This is a genomic window from Pseudonocardia sp. TMWB2A (assembly GCF_017312135.1).
The window spans coordinates 1,898,206-1,915,684 of sequence record NZ_QKQY01000002.1 but is presented as its reverse complement, the minus strand read 5'-3'; the positions used below and the strand labels follow the sequence as shown (position 1 = coordinate 1,915,684).

The following is a 17,479-nucleotide window of genomic DNA, read 5'->3' as shown; positions in this document are numbered from 1 at the left end:
TCCGCCCCTCCGTCTCCTGGTCACCTGAACAGGATCACAGTCGTCGGGGCCGGGACAAGTGCCGCGCCGGAGGCGGTCAGCCGAGGCGGGCGCGGTGGAACCGGGCCCAGGTCCCGGTGTCCGGGCGGGCGGGCTCGACGCCCGACAGGTCCGCGGTGACGCCGACGTGCTCGTCCCCGACCGACCAGGCGGTGGCGTCGTCGCGCAGCAGGAGCTGGGCGCGGCGCAGGGCGTCGGTCCGGCGCGCCTCGTCCGGGGCCCGGGCGGCGACGGCGAGCAGCGCCCGCACGTCGGGGCGGCCCCCCGCGGCGTCCCCGCTCCCGGCGGCCCCGCCGGTCCCGGGACCGGCCGCGCCGTCGGTCGCGGTGTCGTCCCCGGTGTCGCCCGCGGTGTCGTCCCCGGGTGCCCGGGGCACCGCGGCCACGGCCTGCAGGTAGAGCGGGATCGGCTGTGCCGCGGCACGGCGGAACCGGATGCCCGGGGTCGGCTCGACGTCCGGCGGCTCCGGCTCGCGCGGCTCGCACCGCAGCCCGACCGCCGCCAGCTGCTCCACGACCAGGTCGGCGGTCGGCCGCGACATCGGGTCGAACGGGTCGAAGAACAGCGGCACCCGCGCCCCATCGGCCCCCGCCGCGACGACCAGCTCCCGGGCCCGCGCGACGTCGCGCACCACCGGCGCGACCCCGTCCGGGTGGTGGGCCAGCCCGGCCCCGAACAGGTCGTCGCCGGGCTGCGCGAGGTCCAGCAGGATCTCGTGCACCAGCTCCACCCGGTCGATCCCGAGCCGCACCGCCTCGCGCAGCCGCGGGTCGGCGAGCGGGCCGGGCCCGGTGTCGAGGAACCGGGTCACCGAGCCCGGTGCGGACAGCACGGTCGTCCCGGTCCGCCCGAGCAGCCGTCGTGCGCTGTGCGGGAACAGGTCGTGCGCCCAGTGCACGTAGCCGTCCACCAGGGACTGGTAACGGTTCTCCTCGTCGTCGTCGACCAGGAACTCCACCGCGGGCGCGGGCGGGCGGCCGGCCCAGTGGCCGTCGTGCCGGTAGAGGGCGTCCGGCGAGCCGGGCAGGAAGCGGAACGCGCCGGTCCCGACGGGCACGTCCCCCCGCCCGCCGCGCACGATGCCGGTCCCCGGCGCGGCCAGGGCCAGGGCGAACAGGAAGTCGGGACGGCCCAGCACGAGCTCCACCTCGGTCGCCGACACCGCGCGGCTGGCGGTCAGGTCCAGGTGCGCGAGCATCGGCGCGGCCGTCGCCCCGGTCGCGGGGTCGAGCACCCGGCGCAGCGACGTGAGCACGTCGGCCGGGGCCAGCGGCCGCCCGTCGTGGGCGACGGCGTCGCGCAGCCGGATCCGCCAGCGCGTCCCCGTCCGGTCGGGTGCCGCGGAGGCCGCCAGGTGCGGGCGCGGGGTCATGTCCTGGTCCCACACCAGCAGCGTGTCGGCGACGGCGGCCGCCCGCGCCCGGTCCACCGGCCGCCACACCCGGTGCGGGTCGGGTGCCCCGAGCGGGCCGGTCCCGGCGAACGAGGTGACCAGCCGCGGCGACGCCGCGTCGGCTGGCGCGCCGCACGCCGCCAGAGCCGGGATCCCCGCGAGCGCCGCGGACGCGCCGGCGGCCCGCAGGAACGAACGACGGCTCAGCTGCACGACACCAGGGTGCCGGGTCGGGCGGCGGCTAGGGTCGCCGGGATGGATCTCCTCGCGATCTCCGGCAGCCCGTCCGACCCGTCGAAGACCGCGCTGCTGCTGGAACTGGCGGTGGCCAGAGCCGCCGCGCACGACGGCGTGTCGGCGGAGCTGCTCGCCCTGCGCGACCACGACGTCGTCTTCTCCGACGGCCGCGACCCCGCCGACTACACCGGCGACACCCGCGCGGTGATCGACCGGGTCGTCGCGGCGGACGCGCTCGTCGTCGGCACCCCGATGTACCGCGGCAGCTACACCGGCCGGCTGAAGAACCTGTTCGACGTGCTCCCCAACGACGCGCTGGCGGGCAAGCCCGTCGGGCTCGTCGCCACCGGGGGCACCGACCACCACTTCCTCGCGGTCGAGCACGAGCTCAAGCCGCTCGTCGGGTTCTTCCGGGCCTGGGCGGTGCCCGGCGCGGTGTATGCGAACAACACCCACTTCACCGGCGGCGACCTCACCGACGACGGCGTCCGCGAGCGGCTGCACGACCTGGCCGACGCCGTCGTCGCGTTCGCGCGGGCGGTGCCCCGCGGTGCCGCGGGGCCGGCCGCCCCGGACATCCCGCGCCGTTCCCTGCGCGAGGGGTGACCGCCCCGTCCGGACCGGATCAGGACAGGGCGTGGCCGAGCTCCCCGGCCCCGGCGCGGAGCTCGTCGGCGTCGCGGGCGACGAGCACGTGGTCGAGCACCCGGGCGTAGTCGCGCATCGCGCACGACGCCTGGTCCCAGTACCGCTCGGGCTCCGGGGTGATCCACCCGACCCGGTGGGCCCGGCGGGCGAGGGTCTCCAGCTCCGCGGTGCCCGGGGGCAGGCCGTTGGACCGGCCGTCGCCGACGACCAGCACCGCGGTGCGGCGGTCCACGGCGTCGCGGTGCCGCTCGTTCAGCTCGTGCAGGACGCGGCCGTAGTCGCTGCTCGCGTCCAGGTCGATGCCGGGCGCGGCCAGGACCGCGGCGAGCGCGTGGTCGTCGTGGGCCCGCAGCAGCAGGTCGGTGACCTCGACGGGGGAGTCGGTGAAGGCGACCACCCGGCAGCGGAACGCCTGCCGGTGCAGCGTCCGGGCCAGCCGCAGCACGAACGCGGTGATCGACCGCACTGACAGCGACACGTCGACGACGACCAGCAGCCGGACCCGGTCCGGGACCCGCGCCCGGTGGTACAGGTGGAACGGGACGCCGTCACTGCGCATGCTGCGCCGCATCGTGTGCCGCGCGTCGAGCGGGCCGTGCGCGTGCTCGCGCGGCCGTCGCCGCGGGGCGCCCCGCATGCGGTGCAGCAGCTCGTGGCAGGCCGACGCCATGTCCGCGGAGCCCGTCGTGTCGGGGCCGGTGCCGTCGGGGTCCGGGCGCCGGGACCCACCGGCCCCGACCCGGTCGGCGAGCCGGCCCACGAACTCGGTGATCGCCTCGACGAGCCGGTCGAGCTGGACCGCCGACAGCTCCTCGCCCGGCGGACCGTCGGCGTAGACGTCGTGCGGGTCGTACGCGGCCAGCCAGGCCAGGACGGTCTCCGGGTCGTCGAAGGAGATCGACCCCGAGACCGGGGTGCTCGCCCCGGAGGTCAGCTCCCTCCCGACGGCGGCACCGGCCCGGTCCAGGTCGACGGTGTAGGTCGTGCCGCGCCGTCCCCGGTCCTCGCCGGAGGACACCGACAGGTCCCTGTCCGATCCGCCGAGCGAGACGTCGTCGTCGCGGTGGGGGTTGAAGCCCTTCTCGGTCTCCTCGGCGTCGAGCAGGTCGCCGACCTCGGCCGCGGACGGGTCGTCGTCGGCGGAGCGCCCGAGTGCGTCGCCCACCTCGGCCAGCTCCAGGGCGTCCGGCAGCCCCTCCGCGCCCGGCCCGCGCAGGCCGGGACCGCCGCCCCGCCCGGGGGGCCCGTCGTCGGGGAGCAGGCCGAAGAACGCGTCGAACGCCGTTTCGAACCCGGGGCGCTCGTGGGCGTACTTGACGGTGACCGCGCGCAGCGACGCCCGCAGCCGGTCGGTGTCGGCGCCCCCGACCATCGCCAGCACCCGGTGGACCTCGATCGACTCGGCGGGCGAGACCCGGACCCGCCGGGTGCGCAGCACCCGGCAGAACGCCGCGGCGAGGACCGGGAGCAGCCGGGCCGCGACGCTCCCGGGGGACGGGCCGCTCATCGGAGGCCGCGCCGGGCCCGGTCGGCCTGTGCGCGGGCGCCGGTGGTCGCCCCGCCCGCCGACGAGGCCGCGCGTCCCCGCCCGAACGCCCCGGACGTCGTGTCGGCCGGGCGGCCCGGCCGGGGCTCCGCCGCGGGGCCGCCCGCCCCGTCGTCGCCGTCGAGCCGGGCGAGGGCCAGCTCGCGGTCCGAGCCGTACTTGAGCAGGGCGGCGAGCAGCGCGGACCGGACCTTCGCGGCCTCCCCGGCCGACCCGCACCCGAGGACGGCGGCGGCGCGGGCGGCGTCGATCACCTCCGAGATCGAGGGGGCCTTGCGCAGCGGGAGGTCCCGCAGCCGCCGGGCGAGCTCGACGACGTCGGCGACGACGTCGTCGGCCACCGCGGGCGCGCGCCGGGACACGATCGCGGTCTCGCGTTCGGCCGTCGGGAAGCCGACCCCGAAGTGCAGGCAGCGGCGCTTGAGCGCGGGGGACAGCTCTCGGGTGTCGTTGGAGGTCAGGACCACCCACGGCGTCGAGCGGGCGGTGAAGGTCCCGATCTCGGGCACCGTCACCTGGCGTTCGGCCAGCACCTCCAGCAGGAGTGCCTCCATCGACTCCTCGGTGCGGTCGACCTCGTCGACGAGCAGCACCACCGGCTCGGGCGACAGCAGCGCCTCCAGCAGCGGGCGGGGGAGCAGGAAGTCCTCGGTGTAGAGACCGGTGTCCTCGGCGCGCAGCCGGGCGGAGGCCTCGGCCATCGTCGCGGTGCCCGACAGGAGCTCGCCGATGCGGTCGCGCAGCATCTGGACGTGCATGAGCTGCTTGCCGTAGTCCCACTCGTACAGGGCCCGGCCGTCGTCGAGGCCCTCGTAGCACTGCAGGCGGATCAGGGTCCGGCCGCTCGCCGCGGCCAGGGACTTCGCCAGCTCGGTCTTGCCGACACCGGCCGGGCCCTCCAGCAGCAGCGGCCGCTCCAGCGCGGTGGCCAGGTGCACGACCACGGCGAACTCGGGGTCGATGACGTAGTTCTCGCCGGCCAGGGCCTCGGTCAGCGTCTCGGGGCTGTCGAACACCGGTCTCCTCAGCGGGTGTGCACGGACAGGGACCCGCCGCGCCCGGGGGCTGATCCGGGCGCGGCGGGGAGCTCCTGCAGGTCGTCCTAGTAGGACTTGTTGAACGCGTGGTCCACCAGCGGGACCAGGGCGTCCACCGTGCACTCGCGGGGATTGCCCGGGGTGCAGTAGTCGCCCATCATGTGCTCGGCGATCCGGTGGACGGTGTCCCCGTCGGTCGGGATCGTGTCGCCGACACCGGCGTACTTCCCGGTGTTCATCCGGTTCTTGTCGTAGCTGTCGGACCGCAGCACACCGAAGTTGTCCGGGATGCCGACGTCCTTGGACAGCCGGATGGCCTCCTCGACCGCGGCGTCCGCGGCCTGCACGGTGGTCATGTTCCGGGTGTCGACGCCCAGCGCGGTCGCGATCTTGGCGTAGCGCTCGTAGCGGGAGGGGAGGTTGTACTCCCAGACCCGGGGCAGGGCGATCGCGTTGTTGAGCCCGTGGTGGGTGTCGAAGAACGCCGACACCGCGTGCGAGGTCGAGTGGACCAGGCCCAGACCACCGGAGTTGAACGCCTGCGCGGCGATGTACTGCGCGTGCATCATCTTCGAGCGGGCCTGCAGGTTGCGGGGCTCGTAGGTGGCCTCGCGCAGGTACTGCCCGACCAGCTCGATCGAGTACAGCGCGTTGCCCAGCGACGGCTCGAAGTCCAGCCGCGAGACGAACGGCTCGGAGCCGTGCGCGAGCACGTCGAAGCCGCAGTACGCGGTGAAGTGCTGCGGGCAGCTGTAGTAGAGCAGCGGGTCGTCCAGCGCCAGGGTGGTGACGACGGCGTCGTCGAACCCGACCCACTTCTTCGGGTTCTCCATGTCGCTGGTGTTCGTGATGACGTAGGCCCAGGATGTCTCCGAGCCGGTACCCGCGGTGGTGGAGACCGCGATGTGCGGCGGGTTCTCCATGGTCGTGGACTTGGAGAAGCCCTCGAACTCGTTGATGTTGCGACCGTCGTGGGCGATGACGACGCGGGCGCCCTTCGCGGCGTCGTGCGAGGAGCCGCCGCCGATCGAGATGATGCCGTCGCAGCGCTCGCTCGTGTAGAGCGCGGCGGCGTCCATGCAGTTGTAGTCCTTGGGGTTGGACTCGACCTGGTCGTAGACGACCACGTCGACGCCCTGGTACTCGACCTTCCCCTTGAGCTCGTCGATGATCCCGGAGCCGCGCAGCCCGGTGGTCACGAACAGCGCCCGCGTCATGCCGAGGTTCTTCGCCTCGACCCCCAGGATGTCGTGCGCGCCCACCCCCAGCAGGGCCCGGGGGAACGGGTGGAACTCCTTGATCGGGAAGTCCCAGATCTGGTTGAGCTCGATGGCCATTGGCTCTCCTCGACGGCGTCGTCGGCTGGCGGACGAGCACAACCATGGTTGTTGCGAACTACTGGCAACAGCTACAGATGGGTACCTGACCACCCGGCCGTTCGCCGGGGCAGGTCCACCCTCCGTCCGGAGGGGTCACCGGCGTGGGGCGGAGGCCTCGAGGTGGGTGCCGACGGGGGTGAACCCGCTGCGCCGGTACCAGTCCCGCGGCCAGTCGGCGGCGTCGGCGCCGAGCGCGAGCAGGTCGCAGCCGTACTCGGCGGCGAGCTCGCGGGAGCGGGCCAGCAGCGCCCGGCCGTGCCCGCGGCCGCGGTGGGCCGGGTCGGTCTCCAGGGCGTCGAGCCAGGCCGTGGCCCCGTCGCGGCGGAGGGTCGCGGCCGCCACCACCCGGTCGTCGGCGACGACGGCGAGCCGGTGCAGGGCCAGCACCCGGTCGTCGCCGGTGTCGCGGTCGACCAGCTGGTCGAGGTCGCCGGGGCCGGTGCCGGGCAGGTCCCGGGCCCAGGAGGCGCGCCGGAACCCGCGGAGCTCGTGGTGGTCCAGCTCGGTGACCGTCGGCGCGCCCGCACCCGTGGCCGTGCCGGTCGCGGTGGGGGCGGTCATGGCCTCGTTCGCCGAGACCGACCACCCGGCGGCGCGGAGGCCGTCGGCGAGCTCGTCCGCGCCCGGGCCCCACATCAGCGCCCCCGGGTGCAGGCCGTGCGCGGTGAGCGCCCGGTCGGCCTCGGTGAGCACGGTGGCCGGGTCGGTGCGGTCCGGGCGGCCGAGCAGCAGCTGGTTGTGCATCCGCGACACCGGCCAGGCGTCGGTCCGGACCGCGACGCCGCCGGTCACCGGCTCCTCCGCGGTCGCGCCGCGCCGCAGCATCGACGGCTCGAACCCCATCGCCCGCGCCGCCGCGCCGGGCTCGGGGACCTCCGGTGCGGCGAAGCCGTCCGGGCCCGGGCGGTAGGGCAGCACCATCAGCACCGCCGACGCCGGCACCGCCCCGTAGGCGTGCGGGAACCGCATCGACGACGGGTCGGTCGGCACCCCCGGCTCCCACCGGACGTCGACCCCGGCGACGTCGATCCGGGCCGGGTCGAGGACGAGCAGGACCAGGTCGGTCCGGCCCGCGAACAGGCGCTGCGCGGGCAGGGCGACCTGTCCGGGCGTCGACAGGTGCACGAAACCGACCTCGTCGAGGGAGGGGGGCGCCACGGCTCCCGTGCCGAGCCACCTCCGCCACTCACCAGGGGTGCAGAGGTGCAGCAGGACCGTCCCGACCGTCATGGGAGACAGCCTGCCCGCCCGTCCGATCGGACGGGCGTGGACATCGAGTATTGATTTCCGGCACCGGGTGCCAATAGCGTCCGATCCGCTGCCACCGCCGGCCGGCGGGGCGGTTCACCACCTCTCTCGCCGAGAGTCGGATCCAGCGGAGGTTGCGCATGAGCGAGCACCAGAACGAGGACGCCCTGACCGAGGAGACCCTCGTCGAGGAGGTCTCCATCGACGGCATGTGCGGTGTCTACTAAGCCCCTCGACACCACGGTTCCGGACGGCGCCGCGGGGGCTTTCGACCCCGCGGCGCCGTACCGGCTCAGCGAGAGCGTCTCGCTGCGTCCGGAGCCCTTCGGCGCCCTGGTGTACGACTTCGTGACCCGCAAGCTCTCCTTCCTCAAGACGCCCCAGCTGGTCTCGGTCGTGCGCGACCTGGAGAACCAGCCGGACGCCCGCTCGGCGGTCCGTGCCGCCGGCGTCGAGGAGCCCCAGCACGACGCCTACTTGCGTGCCCTCGCCGGACTGCTGAAGTCCCGCACGATCGTCGCCCGTTAGTCCCGCCCGCCCCGCCGACCACCACAGTGAGGTGCCCGTGAAGCTGGTCGACCACTTCCAGTACGGCCTGAACTCGCCCATCTGCCTGACCTGGGAGCTCACCTACGCGTGCAACCTCGCGTGCGTGCACTGCCTGTCCAGCTCCGGGCGGCGTGACCCGCGCGAGCTGAGCACGGCCGAGGCCAAGGCCGTCATCGACGAGCTGCAGCGCATGCAGGTCTTCTACATCAACATCGGTGGTGGCGAGCCGACCGTGCGCCCGGACTTCTGGGAGCTGCTGGACTACGCCATCGCCCACGACGTCGGCGTCAAGTTCTCCACCAACGGCGTCAAGCTCGACAAGCAGCGGGCCGCGCAGCTCGCCGCGACCGACTACGTCGACATCCAGATCTCGATGGACGGCGCGACGGCCGAGGTCAACGACTACGTCCGTGGCCCGGGCTCGTTCGACACCGCGATCACCGCGCTGGAGAACCTCGCCGAGGCCGGGTTCAAGCACCCCAAGATCTCGGTCGTGATGACCCGGGAGAACGTCGACCAGCTCGACGAGTTCAAGGCCATCGCCGACAAGTACGGCGCCCAGCTGCGCATCACCCGGCTGCGCCCGTCCGGCCGCGGTGCCGACGTCTGGGACGAGCTGCACCCGACCCAGGCCCAGCAGAAGCAGCTCTACGACTGGCTGGTCGCGCACGGGGACCAGGTCCTGACCGGTGACTCGTTCTTCCACCTGTCCGCCTACGGCGAGGCTCTGCCCGGGCTGAACCTGTGCGGCGCGGGCCGCGTGGTCTGCCTGATCGACCCGGTCGGCGACGTCTACGCCTGTCCGTTCGCCATCCACGAGAACTTCCTGGCCGGCAACGTCCGCGACGAGGGCGGCTTCAAGGAGGTGTGGGAGCACTCCGAGCTGTTCACCGAGCTGCGCCAGCCGCAGACCGGCGGGGCGTGCGCGTCGTGCTCGCACTACGACACCTGCCAGGGCGGGTGCATGGCCGCGAAGTTCTTCACCGGCCTGCCGCTCGACGGCCCGGACCCGGAGTGCGTGCAGGGCTACGGCGAGGCGATGCTGGCCGCGCGGGACGGCGGGACGGTCATCCCGAAGTCCGACGTCGACCACTCGCGCTCCGCGCCACGCAACACCCGTGCGCCCAAGCAGCCGACGATGCTCTCGCTCACCCCGCCGCCGCGCCGGCCGGACCGGGCCTGCGACGAGAACCCGCTCGCCGGGTTCGCGCCGGACGCCGTGCCCGCGGCGCAGCCGGTCGCGGGGAGCTGACACGGACCTGCTGCTGACGGGGCCCGTCGACCTGCGCGGTCGGCGGGCTCCGTCGCGTGTGCTGTTCGGGCCGCACGAGACCAACCTCGGCGACGCCGCACGCGGGATCACGGCCGACCACGTCGCCTACTACGCGGCGCGGGCCGCGGGGGGCGCGGGGATCGTCGTGGTCGAGCCGGCGTCGGTGCACGCCTCGGACCACCCCTACGCCTACGCCCCCGCCGCGTTCCCCGCCGTCCCCCACGCCGCGTCGCCCGGCTCGGCCGCGGCGTCGGGGCGCGTCGAGATGCAGCTCAGCGGGAGTCGTGGATCTTTCGCGCCAGCTGAGCTGCATCTCGGCGACCGGGACGGCGCGCGGGTGCCCGCCGCGGCCGGGTGGGCGGCGGTCGTCGCGGCGTGCCGGCCGCACGGGACGCTCGTACTGGCCGGGCTCGCGCACGCCGGTGGGCAGGGCAGCTCCGCGCACTCCGGGCACCCGCTGTGGGCGCCGTCGCCGGTCCCGGACGTCGTGTCCCGCGAGGTCCCGCTCGCGATGGGGTCCGCGGAGATCGGCGCCGTGGTCCGCGGCTTCGCCGCCGCCGCCCGCGCGGCTGTGGACAGTGGTGTGGACGGTGTGGAGATCTCCGCCGGGCAGCACTCGGTGCTGCGCCAGTTCTGCTCCGGCCTGACCAACCACCGTGACGACGCGTACGGCCGCGACCGCACCCTGCTGCTGCGCGAGGTCCTCGACGCCGTGCGGGCCGCGATCGGGCCGGACCCCCTGCTGGCGCTGCGGCTGTGCGTCGACGAGCTCGCCCCCTGGGCCGGCATCACCCCCGGCGACGGCCTCGCCCTCGCCCGGGCCGTCGCCGACCGGGTGGACCTGCTCGTCCCCGTCGTCGGGAGCGCGCTGTCGGTCGCCGCGACCCGGCCGGACCTGCACACGCCCGAGGCCTTCCTGCGGGCCCGGTGCGGCGAGCTGCGGCGTGCCCTCGGCGGTGCGACGACGGTCGTCCTGGCCGGCAGCGTCGTCACCCCGGCCGTCGCCGAGGAGGCCCTGAGCAGCGGCGACGCCGATATCGTGGAGATGACGAGAGCGCAGATAGCGGACCCGCGGCTCGTCGCGCTGACCCGGGCCGGGACGCCGGAGCGCATCCGGCCGTGCCTGCTGACGAACGCCCTCGCCGCGGCCCGGGACCCGCGCAACCCCGTGGTCGGCGACGAGCTGGAACCGCGGTCGGGGCACGAACGGACCGACCCGGACCCGGACCCGGCCCCGGATCAGCCGCGTTCCGCGGAACGCGGTCCGGACGCCGCGGGGGGCCCCGAACACCTCGATGCGGAACGCGATCGGGACGCCGTCGCGGGTGCCGGGGCGCGTTCCGCGGAACGCACCGCAGGGGCGCGACGACCTGTGCTCGTCGTCGGCGGCGGGCCCGCGGGGCTCGAGGCGGCCCGGACACTGGCGCTGCGCGGGCACCCGGTGACGCTGCACGAGCGCACCGACCGGCTCGGCGGCCTGCTCCCCGCGGCCGCGGTACTGCCCGGCCGGTACCGGCTCGCGCTGCCGGTGCCGTGGTGGGCCGCGGAGCTCGACCGGCTCGGCGTCCGGGTCGTGCTGGGATCCGAGGTGGACACCGCCGTGCTCGACGCGGCCCGCGCGCGCGGCGACGCGGTGGTGCTCGCGACGGGCTCGCGGCCGTCGCCGTCGGTGCGGGACACGGACGTCCCGGTGCTCACCGCGGCGGAGCTGTGCGCCGGGGTGGCGCGGTCAGCCCCGTCCCTGGCAGCCCCGGTCGGTGGTGGCGGTGGCGCGGACCGCGCGGCGGAGCACGGAGAGGAACGCGAACGCCACGACCGGGAGGAGCAGGACGACGACCTCCGTGCCGGGCACCGTGACCCGGTCGTCGCGGTGCTCGCCGCCGCGGGCGTTCCGCGGAACGCGCCGGTGCTCGTCGTCGACCCGCTCGGGGACTGGACTGGACCGGGGGTCGCGGAGCTGCTCGCCGCAGCCGGGCATCCCGTGGTCCTGGCCACGCCGGACGCCGTCGCCGGGCACCAGCTCGGCCGCTGCGGCGACATGGCCGCGGCGAACGCGCGGCTGGAACGGGCCGGGGTCCGCCGGGCGTTGTTCACCCGGCCGGGGGCCGTCCGTGGCGGCGTCGCGGAGCTGGTGGACGTCCACACCGGAGCGGTGACGACCGTGCCGTGCGCGGCCATCGTCGACTGTGGACCGCGGCTGCCGCAGGACGCGCTGCCGGCGCTGCCCGGCTGCGTGGCCGCGGGGGACCGGGTGGCGCCGCGGACGCTCGCCGAAGCGGTGCGCGAGGGGCGGCGGGCCGGCGTCGCCCTGGCCGACGCCGACGCGGGCAGCACGGCCGGTCCCGCGGCCGACGCCGCGACCGCCGCGCTCCCGACCGCCGCGCTCCCGACCGCCGCGCTCCCGACTGCTGCGCTCCCGACCGCCGCGCCCCCGGCCCCCGCGCGCTCGGCCGTCGCCCTACCGGAGTCCGCGTCCCCGGAGTCCGCGCTCCCGTCGCGCGTGGCCCCCGGGTCCCGCAGCAGCGTGGCGCCGCACCCCGGGCCCGTCGCGGTCGCGACGCAGGAGGCGGCGGACCGGGAGCATCCGCGGCCCCGGCTCGGCGACCCCCTGCGCCTCGGCCGCGCCACGTTGCGGAACCGGATCGTCTTCACCGCCCACCTGACCGGCTTCGCCGAGGGCTGCATGCCGACCGACCGGCACACCGCCTACTACGCGGCCCGTGCCGCGGGCGGCGCCGGACTGGTGATCACCGAGGAGCACGCCGTCCACCCCGGCGACCGGCCCTACGAGCGGCTGATCCGCGGGCACGACCCGGCCGTGCTGCCCGGCTACCGCGCCCTCACCGACGCGGTGCACGCCCACGGCGCCCTCGTGCTCGCCCAGCTCAACCACAACGGCGCGCAGGGGTCGGGGATGTACTCGCGCACGGCCGTCGTCGGGCCGTCGCCGGTGCCCGACCCGATGTTCCGCGAGGTCCCCGCCGAGCTCGACGCGGCCGGGATCGGCGCGATCGTCGACTCCTTCGCCGACGTCGCCGCGCGCTGCGTCGAGGGCGGGTTCGACGGCGTCGAGCTGCAGTGCTCGCACGCCTCGCTGCTGCGGCTGTTCCTGTCCCCGGCCACCAACCGTCGCACCGACGCCTGGGGGCACGACCGGGCGAAGCTGGTGCTCGACGTCGTCGCCGCCGTCCGCGCGGCCATCGGCCCGGACCCGGTGCTGGGCCTGCGGATCGGCGTCGACGAGCGCATCGAGGGCGGCATCACCCCCGCCGACGGCGCCGACCTCGCCCGCCGTCTCGCCGCGACCGGGCAGGTGGACCACCTCAACACCTCGATCGGCGTCGCCACCTCGACGCTGCACCTGATCGAGCCGTCCATGCACACCCCGCCGGGCTACGCCGGGCACCTCGCCGCGACCCTGCGCCGCGCCGTCCGTGCCGCCGGGGCGGACCTCCCGGTGATCGGGGTCGGCCGGTTCACCACGCCCGACCAGGCCGCCGCGGCGCTGGACCGCGGGGAGTGCGACCTCGTCGGCGTCGCCCGCGGGCAGATCGCCGACCCCGGCTTCGCGAACAAGGCCCTCACCGGACGCCCGGTGCGCCGGTGCGTCGGGTGCAACCAGGACTGCATCGGCCGGGTCGGGCTGAACCTGCCGCTGGGCTGCGCGGTCGACCCGGCTGCCGGGCGCGAACGGCTCGTCCCGCCCGCCCGGGCCGCCGATCCCGGCGCGGGGCGGGTGCTCGTCGTCGGGGCCGGGCCGGCCGGGCTCGCCGCGGCCGCCTCGCTCGCCGGGCGCGGGCACCGGGTGCTGCTCGCCGAACGCGCCGGCACCCCCGGTGGACGGCTCGCCCTCGCGGCGACCGCGCCCGGGCGGGCCGAGCTCGGCCACGTCGTCGCCGACCTGCTGCGCGAGGCGCACGCGGCCGGGGTCGAGATCGGGTACGGCACGACCGTCGACCGCGGGTTCGTCGAGGAGCTGGAGCCCGCGGCGGTCGTCGTCGCCACCGGGTCGGTGCCTGCCGTCCCGTCGTGGGACCCGGAGCGGCTGACCGTCCCCGTCGACGACGTGCTGGCCGGGGTGCGCCTGCCCGCGGGCCCGGTGCTCGTCGTCGACGAGCTCGGGTTCCACCAGGCCACCTCGGTCGCCGAGCTGCTCGCCGCCCGCGGGCACGCCGTCGAGGTCGTCACCCCGGCGCTGGTCGTCGGGCAGGACCTCGGGCTCACCCTGGACCGCGAGGGGTTCCGCCGCCGCGCGCACGCCGCCGGGATCCGCTGCCGCACCGACCTCGCCGTGCTGGGGGTGCTGCGCAGGGGTGAGCAGAGCCGTGGTGAGCAGAGCCGTGGTGAGCAGAGCCGCGGTGAGCAGAGCCGTGGTGAACAGAGCCGTGGTGAACAGAGCCGCGCCGAGCCCGGCTGCACCGTGGAGCTGCTGCACCACCCGACCGGCCGCACCGAGCGGCGCGCCGTCGGCGCCGTCGTCGCCGCGACGGCCACCGTCCCCGCCACCCGCCTGTGGACCGCGCTGGCCGGCGGGCCGTGGCCGGTGCACCGGATCGGCGACGCGCTGACCCCGCGCCGGTTCGACGCCGCGATCCGTGAGGGCCGCCTCGTCGACCTGGAGCCGGGGCGAGTTCCTACGGTCGTCCGGTGACCACCGAGATCCCGGCCCGCCGCGCCGGACCGCGTGAGTGGGCCGGTCTGGCCGTCCTCGCGCTGCCCCTGCTCGTCCTCGCCCTCGACGTGAGCGTCCTCTACCTGGCCGCGCCCGCACTGGCCGCCGACCTCGCCCCGACCGCCACCCAGGAGCTGTGGATCCTCGACATCTACGGCTTCCTGATCGCCGGGTTCCTCATCACCATGGGCACCCTCGGCGACCGCATCGGCCGCCGTCGGCTGCTGCTCGTCGGCGGCGCCGCGTTCGCCGCGGCGTCGGTGCTGGCGGCCTTCGCCCCCACCGCCGAGCTGCTGATCGCGGCCCGCGCGCTGCTCGGCGTCGCCGGGGCGACCCTGATGCCCTCGACGCTCGGGCTGATCTCGACGATGTTCCCCGACCCCACCCAGCGGCGGTTCGCGGTCGCGGTGTGGATGACGACGTTCTCGGTCGGCATCGCGATCGGCCCGCTCGTCGGCGGGGCGCTGGTCGGGTCGTTCTGGTGGGGCGCGGTGTTCCTCATCGGCGTCCCCGCCATGCTCGCGCTGGTCGTCCTCGGCCCGTTCCTGCTGCCCGAGGAGCGTGCCGCCGGCGGCGGGCGGTTCGACGTCGCCGGGGTCGTGCTGTCGCTGGCCGCGATGCTGCCGCTGGTCTACGCGGTGAAGAACCTCGCCGCTCACGGTCCGGGGCCCGGGGTGCTGGTCGCCGGGGTCGTCGGCCTGGCCGCGGGGACGGCGTTCGTGCGCCGCCAGCGCCGGCTGCCCGACCCGCTGCTCGACGTCGCGCTGTTCACCCGGCCCGCGTTCACCGCGGCGGTGTCGGTGCTGCTCATCGGACTGCTCGCCGTCAACGGCCTGTTCTTCGTGCTCCCGCAGTACCTGCAGCTCGTGACCGGCCTGTCCGCGCTCGCCGCCGGGGTCTGGATGCTGCCGCTCGCACTGGCCACCGTCGGTGGGTCGCTGGTGACGCCGGTGCTGTCGCGGCGGTTCGGGGTGCCGGCCGTCGTCGCCGGGTCGGCCGCGTTCGCCGCGGTCGGCGCGCTGCTGGTCGGGCTGGTCGGCGCGGGTTCCGGGCCGGTCGCGCTGGTGGCGCTGACCGCGGGCACCGTGCTCGGCCTGGGCCCGATCGGCGTGCTCGCGACCGACCTGGTCATCGGCTCGGTGCCCAGCGCCCGCGCCGGGTCCGCGGCGTCGATCTCGGAGACGGCGGGCGAGCTGGGTGTGGCGCTCGGCGTCGCCGTCACCGGCAGCGTGCTCACCGCCGTCTACACCGGACGGCTGGTGCTGCCCGGCGGGCTGCCCGCCGACGTCGCCGGCCGGGCCGGGGAGAGCCTGGCGGGGGCGGTCGCCGCGGCCGCGCGGCTGCCCGGCACCGGCGGGGACGCGCTGCTCGCGGCCGCCCGGGACGCCTACACCGCGGGGATCGGCGTCGTCGGGCTCATCGCCGCCGGGCTGCTGACCGGCGCCGTCGTCCTCGCGCTGACCGCGCTGCGCCGGACCGGGGCCTGAGCGGGCAGGCTGGGACCGTGCTCCTCGCGGATCTGACCTGGCCCGACCTCGACCCGGCCGCGGCGTACACGCTGCTCGTGCCGGTCGGCTCCACCGAGCAGCACGGCCCGCACCTGCCGCTGGGCACCGACACCGCCGTGGCGTCGGCGGTCGCGGCGGCGCTGCACGACGCCGACCCGGGGCTCGTCCTCGCCCCCGCCCTGCCCTACGGCGCCGCCGGTGAGCACGAGGGCTTCCCCGGCACCGTGTCGATCGGGGAGGACGCGCTGCGCACGGTCCTCGTCGAGTACGGCCGTTCGGCGTGCCGGTGGGCGTCGCGGCTGGTGCTGCTCAACGGGCACGGCGGCAACGTCGCCGCGCTCCGCTCGGCGGTGACCCTGCTGCGCGACGAGGGCCGCGACGCGGGCTGGCTGTCCTGCGTCGCCGACGTCCCCGGAGTGCCGCTGGACGCGCACGCCGGGCGCTACGAGACCTCGCTGCTTGCCCACCTGCACCCCGGCCTGGTCCGCACCGACCGCGCCCAGGCGGGCGACACCCGGCCGCTGCGCGAGGTCATCGGGGAGCTGCGGGCCGGGGGGATCGCCGCGGTCAGCCCGAACGGGGTGCTCGGTGACCCGGCCGGCGCGACGGCCGGGGAGGGGCTGCGGCTGCTCGCGGCGATCACGGCGACGGCGTCGGCGGCGGTCACGGCGTGGGACCCCGACCCCGGCACCGGACGCCTCCGCCCGCCGCCGGCGTAGCGCGGGGTCACACCGCGGGGTGCACCAGCAGGGGCACGAGCTGCTCGGCCGTGGTGAACGAGCCGTGCTGGCCGGGCAGCGTGGACAGGAACGGCTCCGCCTCGCTCCGGACCACCGCGGCCGTCCCGTGCATCGCGGCGACGACGTCGCCGACCCGGTCGAGCACCCGGTCGGTGACCGGCCCGAACCAGCCCCGGGCGACCGCCTCCTCCCGGGTGACGACGGCGGCGTCGTCGCCGAGCACCGCCCGCCAGGCGGCGAGCACGTCGGCCGCCGCCCCGGGCTCGGCGTAGACGTGCCGGGCGCGCGGGTCCCCGCCGAGCAGCGCCACGCCGTCGGACAGTGCCGGGGTGGTGTCGGCGTCGACGGTCCGGTCGACGGTGACCATGCCGTGGTCGCCGGTGACCGCCAGCAGGGTCCCCGCGGGCAGCGCGTCCAGCAGCATCGCGAGCAGCGCGTCGACCTGGCGCAGCTGCCAGCGCCACGCGGGGCTCCCGGGGCCGTACAGGTGGCCGACCTTGTCCAGGTCGGCGTGGTAGCCGTAGACCAGCCGCGGACCGGGGCCCTCCAGCCCGGCGAGGATCTCCACGGCCAGGTCGCCCAGCGCGGCGACCCCGCGGTACTCGCCGCCGCGCAGCCCCGACCGGGTCAGCCCGGACGTCCGGAACTCCAGCGGCGACACCGACCGCACCGCGACGCCCGCCGCCGCGGCCCGCTCCAGCACGGTCGGCTCCGGCTGCACCCGCTCCGGGACGAGCCGCTCCCGCAGGTCCCGGCGGCCCGAGGACCAGCCCAGCGCGTCGAGCAGCTCGCCGTCGACGCGGAACCGCAGCCCCAGCGTGCCGTGTGCGCCCGGCGGCAACCCGGTGCCGAGCGAGGTCAGGCTGATCGGGGTGGTCGAGGGGAACCCGACGGTGAGCGGGCCGGCGTCGGCGAGCCCGGCCAGCACCGGCGCGTCGGCGGCGTGGGCGTGCAGCAGTTCGTGGCCCAGCCCGTCGACGAGCAGCAGCACCGCCGCCCCGGCCCGCGGGAGCCCGAACGCGGGCGGCCGGTCGTCGAGCGGGGCGCCGATCGCGTGCAGCAGGGCGGGGAGGACGTCGGCCAGCGTCGCCGAGCCGTAGCGGGGGAGGACCTCGGGCATGCCCCGGAGTCTGCACGGCAGGACCCGTGCGGACCACGCCGATCGGGCAGGTGCGGGTGTCGACCCGCGACGGCCGGGGATGGAAGGCTC

At 76.2% G+C, this 17,479-nt stretch carries 13 protein-coding genes; 7 read left to right on the top strand and 6 right to left on the bottom strand.

What is annotated here, in order from left to right:
• Window positions 1-76: 76 nt before the first annotated feature.
• A complete protein-coding gene (locus tag DMP17_RS23675) occupies window positions 77-1,645 on the bottom strand; it encodes an ABC transporter substrate-binding protein (RefSeq protein WP_337830645.1) in 1,569 nt (522 codons plus the stop codon).
• A 42-nt stretch (window positions 1,646-1,687) separates the two neighbouring features.
• Between DMP17_RS23675 and DMP17_RS23670 the strand changes: the two genes are divergently transcribed.
• Window positions 1,688-2,275, top strand: coding sequence for an NADPH-dependent FMN reductase (locus DMP17_RS23670; protein ID WP_226353991.1), 588 nt, complete (start codon window positions 1,688-1,690; stop codon window positions 2,273-2,275).
• A 19-nt stretch (window positions 2,276-2,294) separates the two neighbouring features.
• Here the strand turns inward: DMP17_RS23670 and madC are convergent, their stop codons facing one another.
• From madC to DMP17_RS23650, 4 genes are all read right to left on the bottom strand, one after another.
• Window positions 2,295-3,824 carry a MadC family VWA domain-containing protein gene (gene madC, locus DMP17_RS23665; protein WP_337830644.1) on the bottom strand — a complete coding sequence of 510 codons (1,530 nt, stop codon included), beginning with the start codon at window positions 3,822-3,824 and terminating at the stop codon, window positions 2,295-2,297.
• Window positions 3,821-4,879, bottom strand: a complete 1,059-nt coding sequence (locus DMP17_RS23660; RefSeq protein ID WP_337830643.1) for a MadB family AAA-type ATPase — start codon at window positions 4,877-4,879, stop codon at window positions 3,821-3,823. The genes madC and DMP17_RS23660 overlap by 4 nt, the downstream gene beginning before the upstream one ends.
• Window positions 4,880-4,965: 86 nt before the next feature.
• Window positions 4,966-6,237 carry an NDMA-dependent methanol dehydrogenase gene (mdo, locus tag DMP17_RS23655; RefSeq protein ID WP_226353988.1) on the bottom strand — a complete coding sequence of 424 codons (1,272 nt, stop codon included), beginning with the start codon at window positions 6,235-6,237 and terminating at the stop codon, window positions 4,966-4,968.
• A gap of 135 nt (window positions 6,238-6,372) precedes the next feature.
• Complete coding sequence (locus tag DMP17_RS23650) at window positions 6,373-7,509, bottom strand: GNAT family N-acetyltransferase (RefSeq protein ID WP_337830642.1); 1,137 nt, start codon at window positions 7,507-7,509, stop codon at window positions 6,373-6,375.
• A 158-nt stretch (window positions 7,510-7,667) separates the two neighbouring features.
• On the opposite strand from DMP17_RS23650, the gene mftA reads away from it, so the two are divergent.
• The 6 genes from mftA to mftE are packed head-to-tail and all read left to right on the top strand — an operon-like array spanning window position 7,668 to window position 16,248.
• A complete protein-coding gene (gene mftA / locus DMP17_RS23645) occupies window positions 7,668-7,754 on the top strand; it encodes a mycofactocin precursor MftA (RefSeq protein WP_060710386.1) in 87 nt (28 codons plus the stop codon).
• Window positions 7,744-8,055, top strand: coding sequence for a mycofactocin biosynthesis chaperone MftB (mftB, locus tag DMP17_RS23640; protein WP_062398180.1), 312 nt, complete (start codon window positions 7,744-7,746; stop codon window positions 8,053-8,055). Before mftA ends, mftB begins: the two co-directional genes overlap by 11 nt.
• Window positions 8,056-8,092: 37 nt before the next feature.
• A complete protein-coding gene (gene mftC, locus DMP17_RS23635) occupies window positions 8,093-9,328 on the top strand; it encodes a mycofactocin radical SAM maturase (protein ID WP_062398178.1) in 1,236 nt (411 codons plus the stop codon).
• A gap of 58 nt (window positions 9,329-9,386) precedes the next feature.
• Window positions 9,387-14,000 (top strand): oxidoreductase, encoded by a 4,614-nt coding sequence (locus DMP17_RS23630; RefSeq protein ID WP_337830641.1) that lies wholly within the window; start codon window positions 9,387-9,389, stop codon window positions 13,998-14,000.
• Entirely contained in the window at window positions 13,997-15,508 is a 1,512-nt protein-coding gene (locus DMP17_RS23625; RefSeq protein WP_337830640.1) for an MFS transporter, read from the top strand. Before DMP17_RS23630 ends, DMP17_RS23625 begins: the two co-directional genes overlap by 4 nt.
• 17 nt (window positions 15,509-15,525) lie before the next feature.
• A complete protein-coding gene (mftE, locus tag DMP17_RS23620; protein WP_226353985.1) occupies window positions 15,526-16,248 on the top strand; it encodes a mycofactocin biosynthesis peptidyl-dipeptidase MftE in 723 nt (240 codons plus the stop codon).
• Window positions 16,249-16,255: 7 nt separating this feature from the next.
• On the opposite strand, the gene DMP17_RS23615 is transcribed toward mftE, so the two are convergent.
• Window positions 16,256-17,389 carry an alkaline phosphatase family protein gene (locus tag DMP17_RS23615; protein WP_226353984.1) on the bottom strand — a complete coding sequence of 378 codons (1,134 nt, stop codon included), beginning with the start codon at window positions 17,387-17,389 and terminating at the stop codon, window positions 16,256-16,258.
• Window positions 17,390-17,479 lie beyond the last annotated feature (90 nt).

Excerpts from the sequence above, each read along its gene's own strand:
- madC (WP_337830644.1), bottom strand. The coding sequence starts at position 3,824 with ATGAGCGGCCCGTCCCCCGGGAGCGTCGCGGCCCGGCTGCTCCCGGTC.
- DMP17_RS23650 (WP_337830642.1), bottom strand. The coding sequence starts at position 7,509 with ATGACGGTCGGGACGGTCCTGCTGCACCTCTGCACCCCTGGTGAGTGG.
- DMP17_RS23615 (WP_226353984.1), bottom strand. The coding sequence starts at position 17,389 with ATGCCCGAGGTCCTCCCCCGCTACGGCTCGGCGACGCTGGCCGACGTC.
- DMP17_RS23670 (WP_226353991.1), top strand. The coding sequence starts at position 1,688 with ATGGATCTCCTCGCGATCTCCGGCAGCCCGTCCGACCCGTCGAAGACC.
- mdo (WP_226353988.1), bottom strand. The coding sequence starts at position 6,237 with ATGGCCATCGAGCTCAACCAGATCTGGGACTTCCCGATCAAGGAGTTC.
- mftA (WP_060710386.1), top strand. The coding sequence starts at position 7,668 with ATGAGCGAGCACCAGAACGAGGACGCCCTGACCGAGGAGACCCTCGTC.